Origin of the sequence: Thioclava electrotropha (assembly GCF_002085925.2) — a bacterium.
GTDB classification, from domain to species: domain Bacteria; phylum Pseudomonadota; class Alphaproteobacteria; order Rhodobacterales; family Rhodobacteraceae; genus Thioclava; species Thioclava electrotropha.
In genome coordinates, this window is sequence record NZ_CP053562.1 from 1,679,769 (window position 1) to 1,701,385 (window position 21,617).

The window sequence follows — 21,617 nt, forward strand, 5'->3', positions numbered from 1 at the left end:
ACGTAGCGCGCTAAGCGCTTTCGCGGCAGATGCTGGTTTCTTCGCAGAAATCAACAAAACGGAACCGAGCAAGCTTGGAAAACCTGTCTCGAAAACCTGACCTCGCCTATCTGGCGGAGCTGTCCCAATCGCAACGCGCCATTCCCGCGGGAGCGGCGCTTTTGCCCGAGTCCACGCCATTGATCGTGCGGGTCGAGCGCGGGATCGCCATGCGCTATACGCTGCTCGAAGACGGGCGCAGGCAAGTCGAAGCGCTGGTCTATCCGGGCGATCTGTGCGGGCTGACGAGCGTACTCTACGGTCCGGGGGCGAGCTATTACGAGGCGCTCACGCCGATGATGCTGTCGAGCTTCGATCCGGCCGATCTGCATCAGCCTCTGCCAGATGGTCCCGACCGCACCACGACGCTCGTGTGGCTGATGACGCGTGAACTGACGCGGCTGTCGGGCTGGCTGGCCTCGGTCGGGCAGCGCAACGCCAATGAGGGGATCGCGTGGTTCGTGATGCACGCATGGGAGCGTGCCGAGGCGGTTGGGCTGATCGAGAAGGACAGCGCGCCGTTCCCCTTCGCCCAGCAGGTCGTGGCGGACTCGCTCGGGCTGTCGCTCGTGCATACGAACAAGACGATCCGCCGTCTGCGCGATCAGGGCCTGTTCAGGATCGCCGGCGGGCGTGTGCGGATCTCGTCGCTCCCGGCGCTGCGCCGGGCCGCGGCGCTCTGACCGTTCCCTTCCGGTAATCCTCTCTGACAGCGCGCCGCGGGGTTTCCGCGGCGTTGGTTTGTCATGCGCCGGGGGAGGGCGCTGCCCGTTACCGTCAACGCGGGGCGAGGCGGGAGTCTGAGCGGATAGCACCCCTCACGCACCGCGTGACCTCAAGCGTCCGTGATCGGCTAAGTTGCTCATTTTGCTCACGGATCGCTCACTGCTCCATCACAAGCGCGAGAGAAGGGCCCGTTTACCCCTGTATTCGGGCGCGCCCGTTCAAGACCAACCCCCTTTATTTATTGGTTATTTTTTCGTGCGTCGCAGGTGTGTGATGACATTTGTGCATGATTTTCAGTCGGTTACGCCCGTTCCTGCGACAATTTGTCAACACCGATTGACCTCGCGGGCGCTGCCCTAGAGTGGGAGGCATCGCGCGGGACGGGAGCCCTCGCGGCCTCCCCCGAGAGACCCCTATGCCCCCGCGCCAAGAAGAGGGAATAGGAAAGGTATTTCCGTGTTGTTTGAAAAAATCTACAAGCGGCCCAGCCGCCTCGCTGCCCCGGTCCTGTTGACCGTTGCGGCTGCATGGCTGTCAGGTTGCGCGGAGAACGGGGTGATGACCCCGCTCGGCCCGGTGGCGGCCGGAGAACGCGCTCACCTGATCAGCTTCTTCCTTTGGATGCTGCCCATTTCCCTGCCGATCCTGATCGGCACGCCGTGGATCGCGATGCGCTATCGCCGTCAGGGTGGGAAAGGCAAATATGACCCGACTTGGTCGCACTCGGTTGCCGCCGAAGTCGTGATCTGGGGTGGTGCCACGCTCACCTTCCTTATCGTCGGCTGGCTCACCTGGGGCCACGTGATGGGCGAAGACCCCTACAAGGCAACGGGCAAAGAGCCGATGCATGTGAAGGTCATCGGGTCCGAATGGAAATGGATGTTCATCTATCCCGGCAAGGTCGCCGCCGTGAACCGGTTGGTCCTGCCCGAGAACACCCCCGTCGAGTTCGACATCACCGCCACCGGCGCGATGCAGAGCTTCTGGATCCCGCGTCTTGCCGGCCAGATCTACGCAATGCCCGGCATGGGCACGAAGATGAACCTGACCACCTCGGAAGATCCGTCGCAGACCTATGGCTTCAACAGCCAGTTCAACGGCGCGGCTTTCCCGCTCAACAAGTTTGAGGTCGACGTGGTGAGCCAGGAGCAGTTCGATGCGTTCCTGCAAGAGCCCAAGCACCCCTTCGCCCAGCTCGAAAAAGCGTTCAAGAAGACCGCGACCTGGTCGGGGCCTGAGCTCTTCGAGCCGCCGGAGAAAGGCTACTGGGGCAAAGTAATGATGAACCCTGACATGCTGTCCGATGGCGGCGCAGCGATCCTGCCCGACCACGCGCCCGAGCAGAAGAAGATCGATGACGCGATCCGCGAAGAACTGCATGTCTCGCAAAACCAACATCAAGGGGACGCTCAATGAGTATTCTTGGTAGTCTCGACTGGAACGATATCTTCATCGTTCCCTTCTTCACGGATCCGTCTCTGTCCACCGGGATCGCAGCAGGCGCGGGCGGCATCGTCGTCCTCGGCGCGCTCGCGGTCATGGTGCTCCTGACCGTCAAAGGTTGGTGGAAACCGCTCTGGTCGAACTGGATCACCACGCTCGATCACAAGAAGATCGGTGTCATCTATATCGTTCTGGCCCTGATCATGCTGATCCGCGGTGTCCTCGAGGCGGTCGTGATGCGCGCCCAGCAGGTCTCGCCCGCACCGGGCTTCCTGTCGGTCGAACACCACGCCGAGCTGTTCTCGACCCACGGCACGATCATGATCTTCTTCGTGGCGATGCCCTTCCTGACCGGCGTCATCAACGTCGTCATGCCGCTCCAGATCGGTGCGCGCGACATGGAGTTCCCCTTCATGAACGCGGTTTCGCTCTGGCTGTCGATCGGCGGCGCGGCACTCGTGATGGCCTCGCTCGTCGTCGGTCACTTCGAGACCGGCGGTTGGACCGCTTACCCGCCCTATACCGGCATCAAGCTGTCGCCGAACGAAGGCGTGGATTACTGGATCTGGTCGCTGGGCCTGACTTCGGTGGGTTCGACGCTTTCGGGCATCAACTTCCTCGTGACGATCTACAAGCAGCGTGCCCCCGGCATGAAGCTGTTCGACATGTCGATCTTCGCCTGGGCGACGCTCTGCACGGCGATCCTGATGATCTTCGCGATGATGCCGCTGACCGTGGCCTCGCTGATGCTGGCGCTTGACCGTCAGGCGGGCTTCCACTTCTTCACCGCCACCCAAGGCGGGAACATGATGAACTTCGCCAACATGTTCTGGCTGTTCGGCCACCCGGAAGTCTACATCCTGATCCTGCCGGCCTTCGGCGTGTTCTCGGAAGTCATCCCGACCTTCTCGGGCAAGAAGATCTACGGCTACACCTCGCTCGTGTGGGCCACCATTGCCATCGCAGTGCTGTCCTTCACCGTCTGGGTGCACCACTTCTTCACCATGGGTCAGACCGCCCACCTCAACGCCATCTTCGGCATCGCGACGATGACGATCGGTGTGCCGACGGGTGTTAAGGTCTTCAACTGGATGCTGACCATGTGGCGCGGCAAGCTGCGGTTCTCGACCGCGATGCTGTTCTCCACCGGCTTCATCTTCACCTTCGTGATCGGCGGCATCACGGGCGTCATGCTCGCCAACCCGACGATCGACTTCGCGACCCACAACTCGCTGTTCCTGGTGGCGCACTTCCACAACATGCTCATCCCGGGCCTGCTGTTCGGTATGTTCGCGGCCGTGAACTACTGGTTCCCGCTCTGCTTCGGCTTCCGCCTCGACGAGAAATGGGGCCGTCGCAGCTTCTGGCTGTGGATGATCGGCTTCTACGGGGCCTTCATGCCGCTCTATGCGATCGGTCTGATGGGCGCGCCGCGCCGCATGGCCTTCTTCACCGAGCCGGCCTACTTCCCGTGGCTGGTGATCGCGATGCTCGGCGCGCTGTGCGTGCTGGCGGGTCTGACCGCGCAGATCATTCAGGTCTGGGTCTCGGTCAAGAACCGTGAGAGCCTGATGGTGCCGGCGGGCGATCCCTGGGACGGTCGCGGTATCGAATGGTCGCTGGGCTGCCCGGTGCCGGAATACGACTTCTCCACCATCCCGGCGATGACCTCGCGCGAGCCGTGGGTCGATGCGAAGGAAGCGGGCAAGCGGGTCATGGATCCGACCGAGTTCGTCGACATCCACCTGCCGAAACCGACCGGTATGCCGTTCCTGGTGGGCCTCGTCGCGACCCTCTTCGCTTTCGCCATGATCTTCCAGATGTGGCTGATCGCGGCGGTGGGCTTCGTGGCCATGTGGGTGCTGGTGCTAATCCGCTCCTACGACACCGACTGGGAAGAAACCGTCACCGCGGAAGAACTGCGTGAGGGCTATGAAGCCCACAAGCGCGTCGTCGAATCCACGCCGCAAATCCGGCTCGACGATGAGTTCACCACCAAGAACCGCGGCCTGATCATGGAGACGCAGGTATGAGTGCAACTATGAGCAACACGGGGGCAGCGCACGCTGCCTCCCACGATCACGGCCATCACGACAAGACGGGCACGGTGATCTTCGGCTTCTGGATCTTCCTGATGTCGGACCTCATCGCCTTCTCGCTGATGATCGCCAACTACGCCGATGCCGAATGGCACGGCATCGCGAACGGGCCGAGCCCGCATGAGCTGTTCAGCCTCGGCCTGCCGACCATCGAGACGATGGCGCTGCTGATCTCCACCTTCACCTTCGGCATCTGCACGCTGGGGATGAAATACGGCGCGTCGATGAAGCGCACGGTGGGCTGGCTCGTCGTGACGCTGGCGCTTGGCGCGATCTTCCTCGGGATCGAACTCTACGAATTCCACGAGTTCTGGACCGAGGGCAACACGCCGCAAGTGTCGGGCTTCCTGACCGCCTATTACTCGCTGGTGGGTCTGCACGGTCTGCACGTCACCTCGGGTATCATCTGGGGCATCCTGCTGATGGTTCAGATGAAGACCTTCGGGATGAACGACCTGATCAAGTCGCGTCTCGTGCGTCTGGGCCTGTTCTGGCACATGCTGGACATCGTCTGGATCGCGCTCTTCACGAAAGTCTACCTGATGGGGGTGCTGTGATGGATTATATCAACTCCGACGTCGGCATGGACTCGGCTGAGTACAAGCACGACATGGCGCGCTATGTCTGGGGCTTCGCGCTCTCGGTGGTCCTGACGCTCGCAGGCGTCGTGATCGTCGCGGGTGGCGTGTTTTCGACGGGCCTCGCATGGTCCATCGTGGGCATCCTCGGCATCGCGCAGCTGATCATCCAGTTCTGGGCCTTCATGCACCTCGACTTCTCGAAAGAGGCGCGTCCGGACCTGTATCTGGTGCTGTTCACCTTCCTGCTCATCATTCTGATGGCTGCGGGCACCGTCTGGGTGCTGGCCGATCTGGCAAGCCGGATGGGTATGGGCGCCGGCAGCATGTAAGCCGAGGGGCAGGGGCCTGCGGGCCTCGCTCCGCCAAGCAAAAAGAAACGCGGGCAGCGCAAACTGCCCGCGTTTTTTCATGTCCGCCGGAGAGGGGCGATCACATCGGGAAGAGCTGATAGCCCTGGCTTTCCAGCACCGGCACCGCCGCGAGCGCCGACAGCGCCACATCGACATTCGGCCCGACCTGATCCTCGGTGAAGCCGTGATCGGCCAGCGCCTGCCCGCAGACATAAAGCGTGACGCCGGCATCCGCGAGTTCCTGCTTCAGCTTGGTGTCGGGATCGTCCTTGCCGAATTTCTCCTTATACGCCTCGGGCGAAAGCGCGAGCGGGGTTGCCGCGCCATGCAGCACCACCGCGAATTTGCGATGTTCCTTGTCGACGCCCGCATGGCCGTAGACGTTCACCGCGCGCGCGACATGCCAGAGCGCCGCGTTCACGCCGCCGTCCATCGTCTTGCCCATCCCGACATCGAAGACGATCTTCCAGTCCTTGTTCGGATCGGGGCTGAGCGCGCCATCGGGCACGGGGTGCATCTTGCCGTAATCCTTCACGACCGGGTTGATCCATTCGGTTTTCGAGCCGTCGTTGCTCGAGGAGGCGGCGAAGGCCGCGCCCGAACCGAGGGCAAGGGCGAGGGCGGCGGGAAGAACGAAGCGGGTTGCGCGCTGCATGAAACTCTCCTGTGAAATAGATTTGAGGGCCGGGACCGGGGATGTCCGCGCCCGGTGAGGCTCAGCGCGGAGCGGCAGCGCTTCGTTCCTCGCCGCGCCGCTCACGGCAGATCAGGGCTGCGTGATGCGTGCCGCGCCTCCGCGCGTGCCAAAACCGATGCGACAGTAAGTCACGCAAAACTCACGAAATGTCGCATCCCCGTGATCGACGCGATCGCGCTAAGCAATGTGAGTAACCAGTAGTGAGCCAGTCGGAGCATCGATGACACAGAGTGCATTGCGGATCACGGCATTCGTCTCAGCCGTGATTTTGGGCCAGCTTCCCGCCTACGCGCAGGACGCGGCCGGGGAGGAGACGCCCGCAATCGGCGCGCAATCGACACCCGTCGCGCAAGGGGCCTCGAAGGCCGCCCATATGAGCGATCCGGTGAAAGAGCTCACTGCCGACCACTCGAAATTCGATCAGCTCAAAGGGCCGTTCGCCTCGGGCTCAGAGGTGACCGAGGCCTGTCTGTCGTGCCACACAGAAGCTTCCAATCAGGTGATGCATTCGGTCCACTGGACTTGGGAATACCAGAACGAGGCCACGGGCCAGACGCTCGGCAAAGCGCATGAGATGAACGCGTTTTGCGGCAATGTGGCCTCGAACGAGGTGCGCTGCACCTCGTGCCACACGGGCTATGGCTGGACGGATGTGCGCGAGCCGATGCCCGACGATCCGACCAAGGTCGACTGCCTCGTCTGTCACGACAAATCCGGCCAATATACCAAACAGGACAACCTCGCGGGCGAGCCGCCGCTGGAACCGGTGGCCGCAGGCGCGAAGACCATCACCGGCGCGGCTGCCTGGCCCGTCAATCTGGCCGAGGCCGCGCAATCCGTAGGCGCACCGCCCGGACGCGACAATTGCGGCAATTGCCACTTCTACGGCGGTGGCGGCGATAACGTGAAGCATGGCGATCTCAGCTCGGCGCTGTTCAACCCGTCGCGCGACGTCGATGTCCATATGTCGCCCGACGGTCAGAACTTCACCTGCGAGACCTGCCACGTCTCGGACAAGCACGTCTTCGAGGGCTCGCGCTACGAGACCGACGTGATCGACCCGCATCCCGATCGCAAGGCAGGCACCGCGCATGACGCGGCCGCCTGCCAGTCGTGCCACACGGACAGCCCGCATGAAGGGCCGAACCCGCTGATCGCGGCGAAGCTCAACGATCACACCGACACGGTGGCCTGCCAGACCTGCCACATCCCCAGCTTCGCGCGGGGCGGGGTGGCGACCAAGACCGTCTGGGACTGGTCCACCGCCGGCAAGCTCGACGCGGACGGCAAGCCGATCACCGAGGAGGGCTTCACCCAATCCGACGGCAAGCATCTGCACACCTACATGTCGAAGAAGGGCAATTTCGAATGGGGCGAGAACGTCACGCCCTATTACGCATGGTCCAACGGCGAGATGACCTTCACCCTTCCGGAGGAAGAGATCGACCCGACGCAGGTGGTCGAGATCAACAAGATCGGTGGCAATCCCGGTCAGCCCGACAGCCGCATCTTCCCCTTCAAGCGGATGGTCGGCACGCAGGCCTATGACGTACAGCGCAATGTGCTGGCCTATAACAACGTCTATGGCCCCGGCAACGGCACCGCGCTCTGGTCCTATTACGACTGGGAGAAATCGCTCAAGGCGGGCATGGACTATGCCGGTGTGGAGTATTCGGGCGAGTTCGATTTCGTCCATACCTACATGTACTGGCCGATCACCCATATGGTCGCGCCCGCCGACGATGCGCTGCAATGCGAAAGCTGCCACACGCAGGGCGGTCGGATGACCGATCTGGCGAGGATCTACGTTCCCGGCTCGGAAATCAATCTCGGCGGCAAGCTGGGGCTCGCTATGTTCCTGATGGCGCTTCTGGGGGCCTTGGGCCATGGCGCACTGCGCCTGATCAACCGCGGCAAGAAGAATGGAGGCCACCATGGCTGAGCATTGCGTAAAGGTCTATTCGCGCTTCAACCGGCTCTGGCACTGGAGTCAGGTTGGCTCGATCATGTTGCTGTTCTTCACCGGCGCGCGGCTTCTGGGGCTGCATCCAATCCTGCCTTTCGGGGCGGCGGTGCTGATCCACACGGTGGTGGCGCTGGCGTTGCTCCTGCTCTGGGCCTTCGCGACCTTCTGGCTGTTCACCACGGGCGGCTACAAGCAGTTCATCCCGCGCATGCAGGGCATGTGGGAGGTCGGCCGCTTCTACGCCTACGGTGTCTTCAAGGGCGAGGAGCATCCTTATGTGAAGAGCTACGAGCGGCGGCACAACCCGCTGCAGGCGGCGGCCTATTTCGCGCTCAAGATGATGCTCTTCCCGGCGATCTGGATCTCGGGGCTGGCCTATCTCAGCTACGGGGTCTGGGATCACCTCGACGGCGGCTCGTTCTGGCTGGAGATCATCGCGAATTTCCACGTCCTCGCGGCTTTCGCCATTGCGAGCTTCGTGGTGGTCCATGTCTACCTGCTCACCATCGGCCACGGCTTCCGCCAGCATGTGCGCCCCATGGTTTCGGGCTATGAGAAGGTCGATCTGACCCCCGAGGCAGAGGCCTATTTCCGTCAGCAGGGAAGGGTGCTCGACTGAGCATCGCTACGCATGACCGATCAAGGCCCCCCATGCGGGGCCTTTTTCCATCTGCGGTTTGGGGTAACCCCCGGCAGGGCCGGCAAAGAAAAACGCCGCTCGGGAAAGCGGCGTTCGGGTCGGTCCGGCGAGGTGCGCGAGGCTCAGGAGCCCCAATGCCGCACCGGGCCGCAATCCATGTGCACGAAGTTCGAGCGCGAGTATTTGCCAACGCCGCCGGCGTGGCAGGCGGCCGCCGCCTTGTACATCTGGCTGACCGAGCGCGACTTCAGCCGCAGGTCCATCGCCAGACCCTGCATGTGCAGCGAGTTCTTCGCGACGCCTTTCGAGCGGGAGCGCAGCATGGCGTTGGTCTTGGGCGAGCGGTAGCCCGACAGCAGCATGTAGGGTTCGCGCGAGTCCATCAGGTTGTGCGCTGCCGCCGCGATGTCCACGGTGCGCGCGTCGATGTTTTTCAGCTGGTTGGTGCGCCAGTCGCGGGCGAAGTAGGTGATTTCCTTCAGCGCGTCGGGGATATACTCGCCTTCGATCCAGTAAACGGTGTCGAGCGTCTCGCCGGTACGACCGTTATACATCTTGATCCGTCGGATGTCCCCTGCGCCCTTGAGTAGACCGAAAGCGTTACTCATGGTGGGGGCTGCCGTCACCATGGTCGCAGCAAATGCGCCCAGAAGGCCGCGCCGGGAAATCGTCGTCATAGCAAGTTCCTGTGTTCGCCTGTCTCTCGATTTTCCCGCCCTGTTTCGGGCGGTTGAGGGATGGTAGACCCAAACTTCTTACTCCTTATGGCATAGACAGATTAATCGATAAAGAACGGAACTGATGCATCTTTGCCATGTTGGGGCATGTCGGCAAAAATTCGCCTGCCGGTGGTAAAAATGCGCTCACGTCCTTGTGGGAGCGGTGTGCGTGCGGGGTGAGAAGCGGCGGAAAGGCGCTGTTGCCCCTCTGCATCGTTCCGCGCGGGTCCGCGCAGTTCGTTGCGCGCAGGCAACGCTTCGCTGGACAGATGCAGGTAAGTTTGGAACATCTGGAACGATGGGTCCGGGCAGGGGTTTAGACGCTATGACGCGCAATTTCCGTAAGATAGGGCTGGCCTTCGCGCTAGCTACGCTCGCCGCCGGCGCTCAGGCGCAAGGCACTGCCCAGATTGCAGCTCAAGGGGCCATGTCGCCATTGGCGGGGGTCGAGCTTTCGGGCTTCACCCAGGCCGTGGCCGAGGCTGCCGCTGATAATCCCGCTCTGGCCGCCTTCTATGCCGCCCGCGATTACCGGCCGATCTGGACCGCCGCCGAGGATGCGGGCCGCCGCGCGGCTTTCATGCGCGCGCTCGATCTGTCGGCGATGCAGGGGCTGCCCACTGCGCATTACGATCCCGAGGGGCTGCGTGTCGCCTTCGCCGCCGTCCAGTCCGAGCGTCAGCGCGGTCTGCTCGAAGTGAAGATGAGCCAGATTTTCCTCGATTACGCCCATGACCTGTCGCATGGCGTGCTCGACCCGCACCGTGTCATCTCCGATATCAAGCGCGAACCCAAACGCGCCGATCCCGAAGCCCGGATCACGGCTTTTGCGGCCTCGACCAACCCGGCGTTGTTCCTGCGCGATTTGGCTCCGCAGATGCCGCAATATGCGCAGCTGGTGAAAGCGCGCCTCGATCTGGAGCATCAGATCGAAGCGGGCGGCTGGGGGCCGACGGTGCCCGGCACCAAGCTCGAGCCCGGCGACAGTGGGCCGGATGTCGTGGCGCTGCGCGACCGGCTGCAGCGGATGGGCTATCTGGGCCGCTCTGCCAGCGCGACCTATGACGCCGAGATGCAGAAGGCCGTGCAGGCCTACCAGACCGATCAGGGGCTCGCTACCGATGGCGTGGCCGGGCCCAGCACGCTGGGCGAGATCAACAAGAGCCCCGAGGCGCGAATGAAAGCCATCCTCGTCGCGATGGAGCGTCTGCGCTGGATGAACGGCATCAATTTCTCGGGTCGCTACGTCTGGGTCAACATCACCGATTTCTCGGTCCGCGTCATCGACAAAGGCAAGACCACGTTCCGCTCGGTGACGGTGGTCGGGCAGAACAGCTCGGACCGCCGCACGCCGGAGTTTTCCGACGAGATGGAGCGGATGGTCATCAACCCGGCCTGGCATGTGCCGCGCTCGATCGTGACCAAGGAATACCTGCCGCAGATGAAGCGTAATCCGAATGCGGCGAGCCAGCTTCAGCTGATCGACAGCCGGGGCCGGGTGGTGCCGCGCTCGGCGGTGAATTTCGCCGCCTATAACGCGAGCAACTTCCCCTTCGCGATGAAGCAGCCGCCGTCGAACCGCAACGCGCTGGGGCTGGTGAAATTCCTGTTCCCGAACCGCTGGAACATCTACCTGCACGACACGCCCTCGAAATCGCTCTTCAAGAAAGAGACGCGGGCGTTCAGCCATGGCTGCGTGCGCGTCGGCGACCCCTTCGATCTGGCCTACACGCTTCTGGGCGCGCAAAGCTCCGATCCGGAAGGCGAGTTCAAGCGCATCCTCAATTCCGGGCGCGAAACCGTCGTGCCGCTGGAAAAGCACGTCCCGGTCCATCTGACCTATTTCACCGCCTGGCCGACCGCGTCGGGGCATGTCGAGTATCGCCGCGACGTCTATGGGCGTGACGCGATTCTCTTCAACGCCTTGCAAAAGGCCGGGGTGGAATTGGGCACGCAGGACAGCTAAATCTCTGGCAACGGGGGCGGTATGCGCGCCCTCATGCGACCATGAGAGGATCGGCCATGTCCCAGACAATCGAGCATATCGCGCAGGCGCTGAACGCCCGCGCCGAAGGCGACCTGTCGATCGAGGTGACCAGCGCGTCCGAGCCTGCGACGGCGGGGCCGGACCAGATCGCCCTCGCGATGAGCGAGAAATACGCCGAAGGGCTGCGCGAAGGTGAGGCCCGCGCGGCGCTTCTTTGGGAAGGTGCCGACTGGCGCGCGCTCGGGCTCGAGGCGGCAGTCTTCGTGACTCGCCCGCGTCTCGCCATGGCAGGGCTGTCGAAAGCCTTCGATCCCGGCCCCAACGTAGAGCCCGGCATCCACCCGACTTGTGTGATCGACCCGACCGCCATCATCGGCAAGGATGCCGCCATCGGCCCCTTCACCGTGATCGGCAAGGAGGTGAAGATCGGTCCGAATGCGCGGATCGTGGGGCAGGTGACCATCGCGGAAGGCGCGCAGATCGGCTCTGACGCGCTGATCTATCCCGGCGCGCGGATCGGCGCACGGGTTCTGATCGGCGACCGTCTGGTCTGTCAGCCCGGCGCGGTGATCGGCTCGGACGGGTTTTCCTTCGTCACGCCCGATCCTTCGGGTGTCGAGGAAATCCGCCACACGCTGGAGCAGCGCGAAGAGATCACCGAGCAGAAATGGTCCCGCATCCATTCGCTCGGCACGGTCGAGATCGGCGATGATGTCGAGATCGGCGCCAACGCCTGTATCGATCGCGGCACGGTGCGCGCGACTGCGATCGGCTCGGGGAGCAAGCTCGATAACATGGTCCATATCGGCCATAACGTGCAGGTGGGCGAGGATTGCCTGCTCTGCGGTCAGGTCGGCATCGCGGGCTCCACCCGGATCGGGCACCGCGTGGTGCTGGCAGGGCAATGCGGCGTTTCGGACAACATCACCGTGGGCGATGACGTGATCGCGGCGGGTGGCACCAACATCTACACCAACGTCCCCAAAGGCCGCACGATCTGGGGCAGCCCGGCGGTGAAGATGGAAACGCAGCTCGAGATCAACAAATCTGTCCGCAGATTGCCGAGATTGTTTGCGCAAATGGCCGAGCTTCGAGAAACTGTTACGAAACTCACGCAAAAAGGCGGCACGGAGTAACCCCAGATATGAGGCCAGACGTGCAAGACCAGGTTTTCTCGATCATCGCCCGCGAAGCCCTTCGCGAGCCCTCCGAACTTTCGCCCGAGATGACGCTCGACGAATTGGGGCTCGACAGCCTCGGCCTCGTCGAAGTGATCTTCGCCATCGAAGAGGCCTTCGACGTCTCGGTGCCGTTCAACGCCAACGAACCCGCCGCCTCGCAATTCGACATGTCGTCAGTCGGCGCGATCGTCGGCGCGGTGGAGCGTCTCGTCTCGGGCGGCAAGCCTTCGACCGCCGTCGCCTGATGCGGCGCGTCGTCATCACGGGCGCGGGCACGATCAACGCGCTCGGCGAGGGCGTTGCGGCAACCAAGGCGGCCATGGCGGAGGGGCGCAGCGGCATCGGGCCGCTCAGCTTCCAGGATGTGGAACGGCTGAGCATCCGCATCGGTGGCCAGATCCACGGCTATGATGCGTCGAGCCGCTTCACCTCGGCGCAGCTCGCGCAATACGACCCCTTCACCCAATACGCGCTGATCTCCGGCGCGGAGGCGATGGCGCAGGCGGGGCTGGAGACAGCTCCCGATCCCGCCCGCTGGGGCTGCATCGTCGGGTCCGCAGGCGGCGGGCATACGACCGCAAATAACGCCTATCGCGCTGTTTTCGCAGATCAAAAGGCCCGCGTCCATCCGCTGACGGTGCCCAAGCTGATGTCCAATGCCGCGCCCTCGCATCTCTCGATCCGCTACGGGCTGCAGGGGCCGAGCTTCGCCGTTGCCACCGCCTGCGCCAGCTCCAACCACGCCATCGGCTTGGCGTTCCAGATGGTACGTTCGGGCATGGCCGAGGGGATGCTCGCGGGCGGCTCTGAGGCGATGCTCAATTTCGGCGGGCTGAAAGCGTGGGAGGGGCTGCGGGTAATGTCGCCCGATGGCTGCCGCCCGTTCTCGGCGGATCGCAACGGCATGGTGCAGGGCGAGGGCGCGGGCGTCTTCGTGATCGAGACGCTGGAGAGCGCCGAGGCGCGTGGCGCGCAGCCCTTGGCCGAGATTGCGGGCTTCGCGATGAATTCCGATGCGAGCGATATCGTGATGCCGTCGCTCGACGGGGCCTCCGCAGCGATCACCGGCGCGTTGAGCGATGCGGGCATGGCGCCCGATGAGGTCGGTTATATCAACGCCCACGGGACCGGCACGGCGGCGAATGACCGGATCGAGACGGGCGCGATCCGCGCGGCGTTGGGCAAGGCGGCCGATCAGGTCGCGGTCAGCTCGACCAAGGCGCTACACGGCCATTGCATCGGCGGCACGGGGGCGGTGGAGCTTATCGCTTGCCTGATGGCGCTTGGCGATGGGGTCATCGCGCCGACGGCCAATTACGCCACCCCCGATCCCGACTGCGATCTGGATTATGTGCCCAACACGGCCCGCAAGTCGCAGGTCGGCGCGGCGCTCTCGAATGCCTTCGCTTTCGGCGGGCTCAATGCGGTTCTGGCCTTGCGCGCGATTTGAAAACGCCGCGCCCGGTTGGGGCGCGGCGTCTTTAATTTCAAACGGTTGCGAGCCGAAGCTCATCTATTCAGCTTACTGCTGAACGCCGTTTTCCTTGTTGGTTTTCACGGTTTCGTCGAAGGCTTTGGTGAAGCCCTTGAGCGAGATATCCGCTTTCACCTTCTGCTGCGGGTTGGCCAGCGGCGTGATCGTGATCGTCGCCTTGCTGCCCTTCTTGAGCGACTCGAGTTCGGCCTTGCCGACGCCGAAGCGCGCGAAGCAACCCATCATGCGCGGGTCGCAGAAGGAATAGGGGTAGACCATTGCCTTGCCGCCATCGACCTGCATCACGAGGTTCTGCGACAGCAGGGTCTGCATCGGCACCATCACGGTCAGACCGGCTGCGGCCTGGCTGCCATCGGGCAGGCCGATCACCGAGATGTCGGCCACGTTGCCGCCATTCTGGTCCTTGATCACCTGATACATCTGGCAGGGATCCTTGCCGTCGGGCGACTTGGCGCATTGCAGCTGCCAGTCTTCGTAGGTGGCCTTGATGTAGGTCTGCGGCTCCTGCGGCTTCTGGGCCTGCTGATCGGCGCCGGGCATCGTCGGCGCGGCGTCAGCACCGTTCGCAGGCGCCTGATCGGTGCTGGTCGCATCCGCCGCCGGGGCCGTCGCGCCCGCATCCGCCGAGGGGGTCGTGGTCGTGTCGCTCGAGGTGGTATCTTGCGCCCACGCCCCGCTTGCAAGGCCGAGGGCCAGTGCGAGGGCGAGCGGTTTCGTCAGTTGAGACATATTACTCTTCTCCTGAAACGTATTGGGCGAAGGCTTAACACGGGGCTGCGCCCCTGTCAGTCGCGAATTCCGCAGCGGCGCTCACGGATCGGCGGCAAACTGCCACAGTTTCGTGAGCGGTTCGACGGCCTGCATCGGCGCTGGGGCACGCGAGAGATTTCGCGGAAAGAGCGGGGGCGATTCAGTTGCGCCGCGCGCGGGCTGTATCGGCTATTCCGGGGGGAGTGAAAGCTGGGCTTTCCAAGCGAAAGGGGCCCATTCGGACCCCTTCCTTTTCCCCCTGTCGGACTGGCCGACTTCGTCATTGCCGACACGCTAGGCCGTAATTTTTCACAGGTCAACAGGCAAAGTTGAGGAAGTGTGACAGGCGGTGAGGCGATGAACTCAGGTGCGCAATCCCTTGGCACAGAAGAAAAAGACCGCGCCAAGCGTGGCGCGGCCAGTTCAACAGGGAGGAAGCGCCCCCATCCGCGCAAAAGCGCACTCCGGGGGCAGGATCAGACTGGCGCAAAAGGGTTAAGGTAGTATTGTCGGAGCCGAAATTTGTTTGGCGAGGGCAAGATGACCGGTGTTCTGACCGAAGAGGGTGTGTTCGTTGGGGGCGGTGGTGAAGGCTACGCAAGCCCGCAGGAATTGAAGCTCCAATACGGCAACCGTCACGGGCTGGTTGCGGGCGCGACCGGCACCGGCAAGACGGTGACGCTGCAGATCCTCGCGGAAGGTTTTTCGCAGGCGGGCGTGCCGGTCTTCATGGCCGATGTGAAAGGCGATCTGTCGGGCATCGCGGCCACCGGCTCGACCGAGGCGAAGCTGCACAACGCCTTCATGGAACGCTCGCAGACCATCGGTTTCGATCTGGAATATCGCGCCTATCCGACGGTCTTCTGGGACATGTTCGGCGAGAAGGGCCACCCGGTGCGCACGACCGTCTCCGAGATGGGGCCGCTGCTGCTGAGCCGCCTTTTGGGGCTGACCGAGGCACAGGAAGGGGCGCTCAACATCGCCTTCCACATCGCCGACAAGGAGGGGCTGGCGCTGCTCGACCTCGACGATCTGCGCGCGATGCTGCGCCATATCGGTGAGCGCGCGGATGAGATCGCGCTGGAATACGGCAATGTCGGCACCGCGACGATCGGCGCGATCCAGCGCGATCTTCTTGTGCTGGAGAACCAGGGCGGGGCGCAGTTCTTCGGCGAACCCGCGCTGGATCTCAGCGATCTGATCCAGATCGACGAAAACGGCATGGGCCAGATCAACATCCTCGCCGCCGACAAGCTGATGGGCAGCCCGCAGCTTTACGCGACCTTCCTGCTGTGGCTACTCTCGGAACTGTTCGAGGAGCTGCCCGAGGTCGGCAATCCCGACAAGCCCAAGCTCGTCTTCTTCTTCGACGAGGCGCATCTGCTGTTCGACGACGCGCCGAAGGCGCTGGTCGACAAGGTGGAGCAGGTGGCGCGATTGATCCGCTCGAAAGGGGTGGGGGTGTTCTTCATCACCCAGAACCCCGGGGACGTGCCCGACGGCATTCTCAGCCAGCTTGGCAACCGCGTGCAGCACGCGTTGCGCGCCTTCACCGCAAAGGATCAGCGCGACCTGCACCGCGCCGCCGAGAACTACCGCGCTAATCCGAGCTTCGACACCGAGATCGCGATCAAGGAGGTCGGCACCGGCGAGGCGGTGACCTCCTTCCTCGAGAAGAAGGGCGTGCCGGGCATGGTCGAGCGGACGCTTATCCGCCCGCCGCAGTCGCGCCTGGGCCCGCTCAGCGATACCGAGCGCGCCGCCGTGATCGCTTCAAGCGGTCTGGGCGAGAAATACGACACGCCTGTGGATCGCGAGTCGGCGCAGGAAATCCTCGCCAAGCGTGCCGAACTGGCCGCGCGCGAGGCCGCGGAGGCCGAGGCGCGCGAGAAGGCGGCCAAGACCGCCGCAGGCCGCTCTGAGCTCGATGAAGGCTTCGACAGTTTCAACAATGCACGGCGCTACGATCCGACGGCGAAGTCGAAACCGGCGCGCAAATCCTCGCGCCGGTCCGATACGATCCTCGAGACCTTCGGCAAGAGCTTTGCGCGTCAGTTGGGCACCAAGACGGGCCAGACGATCGTGCGCGGGGTTCTCGGCTCGCTCTTCAAGTCGCGCTGAGAGACGGATCTGCCGCACAGTTATCGGTGGGCTGCCGCGCCAGCCGCGCCTCCGCAAGCAGCGCGATCAGCAGCTCGATATGGCGGGCGACCGAATAGGTAGCCTCGCCCGCGCGCCGCGCGTGATCGAGCGCCGCTTCCTCGGCCATCAGCGCGCGCAGGGCCGCGCCCGGACGTGGCAGTTCGCTCATCCGCATCACCCGCTTGAGGTCGCGCTTGCGGCTGTAATCGCTCAGCCCGTGCCGCGCCGCGCGGATCAACAGGCGCGGGCGGCGCAGCTTCGCCACGGCGGTGACAGGATCGGGATCAGGGGCGACGCTGTCGGCTTCGGCCGGTTCGACGAGGCGCAAGGGCGACGGGGCGTGGAAGGCGGGCGTGGATTTCTGGCGAAATGCGAAGGTCATCGGAAACTCCCTTGAGGTGAGATCCCGAGCGTTACCCAGCCTCAGGCGGTGTTGCGCCATTTCGCCCTCAAGCGCGCGCCCCGCAAAGCTTTGTTTAGGAAGTTTAAGGAATTCTTGCTGGCGTCCCGTTTATTAACGAACGGGTAACCAAAGCAACTCACGGTTGTTACCGGACGGACTCGCCGCGCGTTTCGCGGCGCAATCTGGGGGACAATATGACTTCGATCGCACCGGCCCCGGCGGCGCTTCCCGCCTGGCTGCCCGAACATGCCCGACTCTATCTGCGCCATGTCGAAGAAGGCGTTCCGATACGGGCACTGGCACGGGCGGAAGGGTGCGCGGCCTCGACCATCCTGCGCCGCGTGCGCCGGATCGAGGCGCGGCGGGACGATCCGCTGGTCGATGAGGCGCTCGAACGTCTTGGCCGCGCGGCCGGGCCGGGCGCTGCCAATTATCCCGAGGCTCCGATGACGACCGTGCTCCAAAAGGACACGCCCATGACCGCTGCTTTCCGCCCCTCCGAGACGCCCGCCGATGAAGACCAGCTGCGCCGCGAGACGCGCCGCATTCTGCGCCGCCTGGCCGAGCCGGGTGCGCTCCTGATCGTGGGGCGCGAGATGGACAAGGCCGTGGTGCTGCGCGGCACGGTGCGCACGGCCGTGTTGGAGCGCGCGGTGGCGCAGGCTTTCGCGCTCAAGGACTGGATCGAGGTCGCCCATGCGGGCCGCGTCACCAGCTACGAGATCACGCAGGCGGGGCGCGCGGCGCTGAAACGCGTGCTGGAGGAAGAGGCCGCAGCACGCGGCGAGACCGCCGCCAATCCCTTCGCCGCCCAGCATGGCGAGTTCGCCCACGAGACGCGCGCCGACGCGGACGGGCATCAGCGCCGGGTGCGCGCCAATCTGGCCGAAAGCCCGCTCGCGGTGCTGGCGCGGCGGCGTGACAAACAGGGGCGACCGTTCCTCGGCGCCGATCTGGTCGCGGCAGGCGAGCGTCTGCGCGAGGATTTCGAACTGGCGCAGATGGGCCCGCGCGTGGGTCAGAACTGGGAACGGTTCCTGACCGGCGGCGGCGGGCGCGGGCAGTATCGCCCCGAGCTAGCGATGGGTGGCGGCTCCGACACCGCGCGCGAACGGGTGGCGCTGGCGCTGCGCGATCTGGGGCCGGGACTGGGCGACATGGCGCTGCGCTGCTGCTGCTTTCTCGAAGGTCTGGAGACGGCGGAGAAGCGGCTCGGCTGGTCGGCACGCTCGGGCAAGATCGTCCTGCGCATCGCGCTGCAACGTCTCAAGCGCCATTACGACGACACCTATGGCGGGGCCAGTCCGATGATTGGGTGAGTGGCGGTCCGGGCGTTCTGCAAGAGCTATCCGGACGCGCTCACGCGGCCAAACTCTAATGCCAAACAGTCCGTTAAAGTTAAGGTTTTACCTCAACATCACGCCGCAAGTCATTGTCAAAAAAGTAAATATCGCGAAGCTTTGCTCGTTCCCGTTCCGTTTATCGCGAATACGCGTTCGCGCGGCTATGGCGCGCACCGTTACAGATATCTTCTTGGCATGAGCCATCCATGTGAAAGCGGCATAAAGCGAAGTTGTAAATATTGTCGACTATCGATAACCGAAGATTATGAATATCACGCTTCGCCAACTCACCTATCTGCGGGCGCTCGGTCAGGCGCGCTCTTTCTCGCGCGCCGCCGAGATCGTCCATGTCAGCCAGCCCGCGCTCTCGGTCCAAATCCGTGAGCTGGAGGAGCAGGTTGGCCAGCCGCTGGTCGAGCGCCGCCCGCGCGATGTCCGGCTGACGCGGGCGGGGCGGCGGGTGCTGGAGACCGCCGAGCGGGTCGCGGGCGAGTTGCGCGATCTGCAGTCCGAGGCGCGGCGCGGGCTGGGGCAGGTCAATCTCGGTGTGATCCCGACCATCGCGCCCTATCTGCTGCCCGCGTCTCTGGCGGGGCTGCGCGCGCAAGGGGGGCTTCGGCTGCGCGAGGCCACGACCGAGTCGTTGCTGGCCGAGATCGCCGAGGGGCGCCTCGATGCCGCGATCATCGCGACGCCTGCGCCCGAACTGTTCGAGACACCGCTTTTCGAGGATCGCTTCCTGCTGGCCGGGACGCCGGATCAGCTCACCATGGTGCGCGGCCTCAGCCCGCAGGCGATCGACCCGGATCAGCTCTTGCTGCTCGACGAAGGCCATTGCCTCGCGGATCAGGCGCTGGCGCTGTGCGGGCTGACGCGGGCGGCGCAGCGCATTGATCTGGGGGCGTCCTCGCTGACCACGCTTTGCGCGCTGGCCGGGCAGGCGATGGGGCTGACGCTGGTGCCCGAGATCGCGAGCTTGCAGGAAACCCGGGCCTTCCCGACGCTCGCGCTCAGCCGGTTCGACGAAGAGCCGGCACGGACCGTAAGGCTGGTCCGTGCCCGCGAAGTTTCCGATGCCGAGGCGTGGTTCGACCCGCTCGCGCAGGTTCTGCAAAAAGCGGGCGAGGGGCTGGTCGCGCAGGCGCGCAGACGCTTCTGATCGCCGCGCGCCCCGGTCCCTCGGCAGCCGGCCCGATAAACAGGCCGGCATAAGGTCACGCCGCCGCTTCGGCCTTGGCGTTGACCAGCCAGTTCATGACGGTCTCGGGCGAGGACACGCCATAGGGGTCTTCGCCGTGATTGTCTTCAAGGCCGGGCTCTTCGAACCAAGCCTCGATCACGCCGTCATTGACGACGGCCGCATAGCGCCACGAGCGCAGACCGAAGCCCAGATTGTCCTTGCGCACCAGCATGCCGACGCGGCGGGTGAACTCGCCCGAACCATCGGGGATCACCTTGACGTTCTCGAGGCCCTGCGCCTTGGCCCACTGGTTCATCACGAAGGCGTCGTTGACCGACAGGCAGTAGATCTCGTCGATGCCCTGCTCGGCGAAATCGTTGAAGCCCTTCTCGAAGCCGGGCAGCTGGTAGGTCGAGCAGGTGGGGGTGAAGGCGCCGGGCAGTGCAAACAGCACCACGCGCTTGCCCGCGAAGTAATCCGAGGTGGTCTTGTCCTCCCAACGGAAGGGATTCGGCCCCTCGATGCTGTCATCGCGCACGCGGGTGTGGAAGGTCACTTCAGGCAGTTTCGAACCGGAAAGCATGGGGAGGTCTCCTTTGTCGGTTGGGGAGGTTGCGTTTTGGAGAGTGTCCTGACTAGCGGATGTCCCTTTCGGTCACAATCGCTGACTTTGCAGTTGCGGCATTCGCTGCGCGAGACCCTTTCCGATGCGCGGAGATGTTCGGCCTCTTTGAATTCGTTATCCTTGTGGTGATCCTGACCGCCGCTTCCGCGCAGGTCAGCCGCGCGCGATGTGCAAGGCTGCCTTCGGGCCTGCGCATTTGCATCCGACACGCAATCGGCTTATGTGACGATCAACCGCACTCCGAAAGGATGGATCATGCGCGATCTCAAGATGCCCGGTGAACGCCACCCCGAAAAGGCGCATCGCGCCGACAATGCTCAGCCCAAGAAACCCGATTGGATCCGCGTGAAAGCGCCGGTCTCGGAAGGCTACAAGAAGACGCGCGACATTTTGAAGACCAACAAGCTGGTCACCGTCTGCGAAGAGGCAGGCTGCCCGAATGTCGGCGAATGCTGGAGCCAGGGTCACGCCACCATGATGATCATGGGCGAGATCTGTACCCGCGGCTGTTCCTTCTGCAACGTGGCCACCGGTCGCCCCGACGCGCTCGACGTGTTCGAGCCGGGCCGCGTCGCTCACGCGGTCGAGACGCTGGGCCTGAACCACGTCGTGATCACCTCGGTCGACCGCGACGATCTGGACGATGGCGGCGCGGAGCATTTCGCCCAGACGATCCGCGCGATCCGTCACCGCTCGCCCGACACCACGATCGAGATCCTGACGCCGGACTTCCTGAAATGCGAGCCCGCCGCGCTGGAGAAGGTCGTTGAGGCGCGCCCCGATGTCTTCAACCACAATCTGGAAACCGTGCCGGGCCTCTATCCCGGCGTGCGCCCCGGCGCGCGCTACTTCCACTCGCTGCGTCTGCTGCAGCGCGTGAAAGAGCTGGACCCGTCGATGTTCACCAAGTCCGGCATCATGGTCGGTCTGGGCGAGGACGCGCCGCAGGTCCGTCAGGTGATGGATGACATGCGCTCGGCCGACGTCGATTTCCTGACCATCGGTCAGTATCTGCAGCCGACGCCGAAGCACCACGCGGTGATGCGTTTCATCACCCCGGACGAGTTCCGCGATTACGAGAAAGCGGCTTACGGCAAGGGCTTCCTGATGGTGTCCGCCACGCCGCTGACCCGCTCGAGCTATCACGCGGGCGACGACTTCGCCCGGCTCCGCGAGAACCGGCTGAAGAAGCTCGGCCTGAACTGAGCGCGCCCATCGCGATTTGAATGAACCCGGCCCTGTGTGGCCGGG

General features: G+C 64.1%; 21 protein-coding genes. 15 read left to right on the forward strand and 6 right to left on the reverse strand.

The window, feature by feature from the left end:
* Positions 1-74: 74 nt before the first annotated feature.
* From AKL02_RS08020 to AKL02_RS08040, 5 genes are all read left to right on the forward strand, one after another.
* Positions 75-722 carry a Crp/Fnr family transcriptional regulator gene (locus tag AKL02_RS08020; protein ID WP_158522062.1) on the forward strand — a complete coding sequence of 216 codons (648 nt, stop codon included), beginning with the start codon at positions 75-77 and terminating at the stop codon, positions 720-722.
* Positions 723-1,323: 601 nt separating this feature from the next.
* Entirely contained in the window at positions 1,324-2,181 is an 858-nt protein-coding gene (locus AKL02_RS08025) for a cytochrome c oxidase subunit II (RefSeq protein ID WP_078519285.1), read from the forward strand.
* Positions 2,178-4,241: a cbb3-type cytochrome c oxidase subunit I gene (locus AKL02_RS08030; RefSeq protein ID WP_078519284.1), complete on the forward strand. Its 2,064-nt coding sequence runs from the start codon at positions 2,178-2,180 to the stop codon at positions 4,239-4,241. The genes AKL02_RS08025 and AKL02_RS08030 overlap by 4 nt, the downstream gene beginning before the upstream one ends.
* 8 nt (positions 4,242-4,249) lie before the next feature.
* A complete protein-coding gene (locus tag AKL02_RS08035) occupies positions 4,250-4,864 on the forward strand; it encodes a cytochrome c oxidase subunit 3 (protein ID WP_165756923.1) in 615 nt (204 codons plus the stop codon).
* A complete protein-coding gene (locus AKL02_RS08040) occupies positions 4,864-5,217 on the forward strand; it encodes a cytochrome o ubiquinol oxidase subunit IV (protein ID WP_078519282.1) in 354 nt (117 codons plus the stop codon). The genes AKL02_RS08035 and AKL02_RS08040 overlap by 1 nt, the downstream gene beginning before the upstream one ends.
* 100 nt (positions 5,218-5,317) lie before the next feature.
* On the opposite strand, the gene AKL02_RS08045 is transcribed toward AKL02_RS08040, so the two are convergent.
* The gene (locus AKL02_RS08045) at positions 5,318-5,893 is read right to left on the reverse strand and encodes a DsrE family protein (protein ID WP_078519281.1); all 576 of its coding nucleotides are present in this window, start codon (positions 5,891-5,893) and stop codon (positions 5,318-5,320) included.
* A 262-nt stretch (positions 5,894-6,155) separates the two neighbouring features.
* On the opposite strand from AKL02_RS08045, the gene AKL02_RS08050 reads away from it, so the two are divergent.
* Both AKL02_RS08050 and AKL02_RS08055 read left to right on the forward strand, forming a co-directional pair.
* Positions 6,156-7,877, forward strand: a complete 1,722-nt coding sequence (locus tag AKL02_RS08050) for a tetrathionate reductase family octaheme c-type cytochrome (RefSeq protein ID WP_198453269.1) — start codon at positions 6,156-6,158, stop codon at positions 7,875-7,877.
* Positions 7,870-8,520: a cytochrome b/b6 domain-containing protein gene (locus AKL02_RS08055; protein ID WP_083075288.1), complete on the forward strand. Its 651-nt coding sequence runs from the start codon at positions 7,870-7,872 to the stop codon at positions 8,518-8,520. Before AKL02_RS08050 ends, AKL02_RS08055 begins: the two co-directional genes overlap by 8 nt.
* A 143-nt stretch (positions 8,521-8,663) precedes the next feature.
* Here the strand turns inward: AKL02_RS08055 and AKL02_RS08060 are convergent, their stop codons facing one another.
* Positions 8,664-9,218, reverse strand: coding sequence for a peptidoglycan L,D-endopeptidase MepK (locus tag AKL02_RS08060; protein ID WP_078546845.1), 555 nt, complete (start codon positions 9,216-9,218; stop codon positions 8,664-8,666).
* 101 nt (positions 9,219-9,319) lie between these two features.
* Positions 9,320-9,550: a hypothetical protein gene (locus AKL02_RS08065; protein ID WP_133051920.1), complete on the reverse strand. Its 231-nt coding sequence runs from the start codon at positions 9,548-9,550 to the stop codon at positions 9,320-9,322.
* A 35-nt stretch (positions 9,551-9,585) separates the two neighbouring features.
* Here AKL02_RS08065 and AKL02_RS08070 point away from each other — a divergent pair, with 35 nt between their 5' ends.
* Genes AKL02_RS08070 through AKL02_RS08085 form a run of 4 tightly spaced genes read left to right on the forward strand, consistent with a single transcriptional unit; the run spans position 9,586 to position 13,878 of the window.
* Entirely contained in the window at positions 9,586-11,226 is a 1,641-nt protein-coding gene (locus AKL02_RS08070; protein ID WP_083075290.1) for a L,D-transpeptidase family protein, read from the forward strand.
* Positions 11,227-11,282: 56 nt separating this feature from the next.
* Positions 11,283-12,383: a UDP-3-O-(3-hydroxymyristoyl)glucosamine N-acyltransferase gene (locus AKL02_RS08075; protein WP_083075292.1), complete on the forward strand. Its 1,101-nt coding sequence runs from the start codon at positions 11,283-11,285 to the stop codon at positions 12,381-12,383.
* An 8-nt stretch (positions 12,384-12,391) separates the two neighbouring features.
* Positions 12,392-12,673, forward strand: coding sequence for an acyl carrier protein (locus tag AKL02_RS08080; RefSeq protein WP_078546851.1), 282 nt, complete (start codon positions 12,392-12,394; stop codon positions 12,671-12,673).
* Positions 12,673-13,878 (forward strand): beta-ketoacyl-[acyl-carrier-protein] synthase family protein, encoded by a 1,206-nt coding sequence (locus AKL02_RS08085; protein WP_083075294.1) that lies wholly within the window; start codon positions 12,673-12,675, stop codon positions 13,876-13,878. Before AKL02_RS08080 ends, AKL02_RS08085 begins: the two co-directional genes overlap by 1 nt.
* Positions 13,879-13,950: 72 nt before the next feature.
* Here AKL02_RS08085 and AKL02_RS08090 read toward each other — a convergent pair whose 3' ends face one another.
* Positions 13,951-14,652, reverse strand: coding sequence for an invasion associated locus B family protein (locus AKL02_RS08090; protein ID WP_083075296.1), 702 nt, complete (start codon positions 14,650-14,652; stop codon positions 13,951-13,953).
* A gap of 561 nt (positions 14,653-15,213) precedes the next feature.
* Here AKL02_RS08090 and AKL02_RS08095 point away from each other — a divergent pair.
* On the forward strand, positions 15,214-16,794 hold the full coding sequence (locus tag AKL02_RS08095) for a helicase HerA-like domain-containing protein (protein ID WP_083075601.1): 1,581 nt from the start codon (positions 15,214-15,216) through the stop codon (positions 16,792-16,794).
* Here the strand turns inward: AKL02_RS08095 and AKL02_RS08100 are convergent.
* Complete coding sequence (locus tag AKL02_RS08100) at positions 16,781-17,197, reverse strand: DUF6477 family protein (RefSeq protein WP_332836469.1); 417 nt, start codon at positions 17,195-17,197, stop codon at positions 16,781-16,783. The genes AKL02_RS08095 and AKL02_RS08100 overlap by 14 nt on opposite strands.
* A 215-nt stretch (positions 17,198-17,412) precedes the next feature.
* Here AKL02_RS08100 and AKL02_RS08105 point away from each other — a divergent pair, with 215 nt between their 5' ends.
* Both AKL02_RS08105 and AKL02_RS08110 read left to right on the forward strand, forming a co-directional pair.
* A complete protein-coding gene (locus AKL02_RS08105; protein ID WP_083075298.1) occupies positions 17,413-18,537 on the forward strand; it encodes a DUF6456 domain-containing protein in 1,125 nt (374 codons plus the stop codon).
* A gap of 289 nt (positions 18,538-18,826) precedes the next feature.
* Entirely contained in the window at positions 18,827-19,720 is an 894-nt protein-coding gene (locus AKL02_RS08110; RefSeq protein WP_078546858.1) for a hydrogen peroxide-inducible genes activator, read from the forward strand.
* Positions 19,721-19,775: 55 nt separating this feature from the next.
* Here the strand turns inward: AKL02_RS08110 and AKL02_RS08115 are convergent, their stop codons facing one another.
* Positions 19,776-20,324 carry a peroxiredoxin gene (locus AKL02_RS08115; RefSeq protein WP_083075300.1) on the reverse strand — a complete coding sequence of 183 codons (549 nt, stop codon included), beginning with the start codon at positions 20,322-20,324 and terminating at the stop codon, positions 19,776-19,778.
* A 297-nt stretch (positions 20,325-20,621) separates the two neighbouring features.
* On the opposite strand from AKL02_RS08115, the gene lipA reads away from it, so the two are divergent.
* Complete coding sequence (gene lipA, locus AKL02_RS08120) at positions 20,622-21,572, forward strand: lipoyl synthase (RefSeq protein ID WP_083075302.1); 951 nt, start codon at positions 20,622-20,624, stop codon at positions 21,570-21,572.
* Positions 21,573-21,617: the final 45 nt, after the last annotated feature.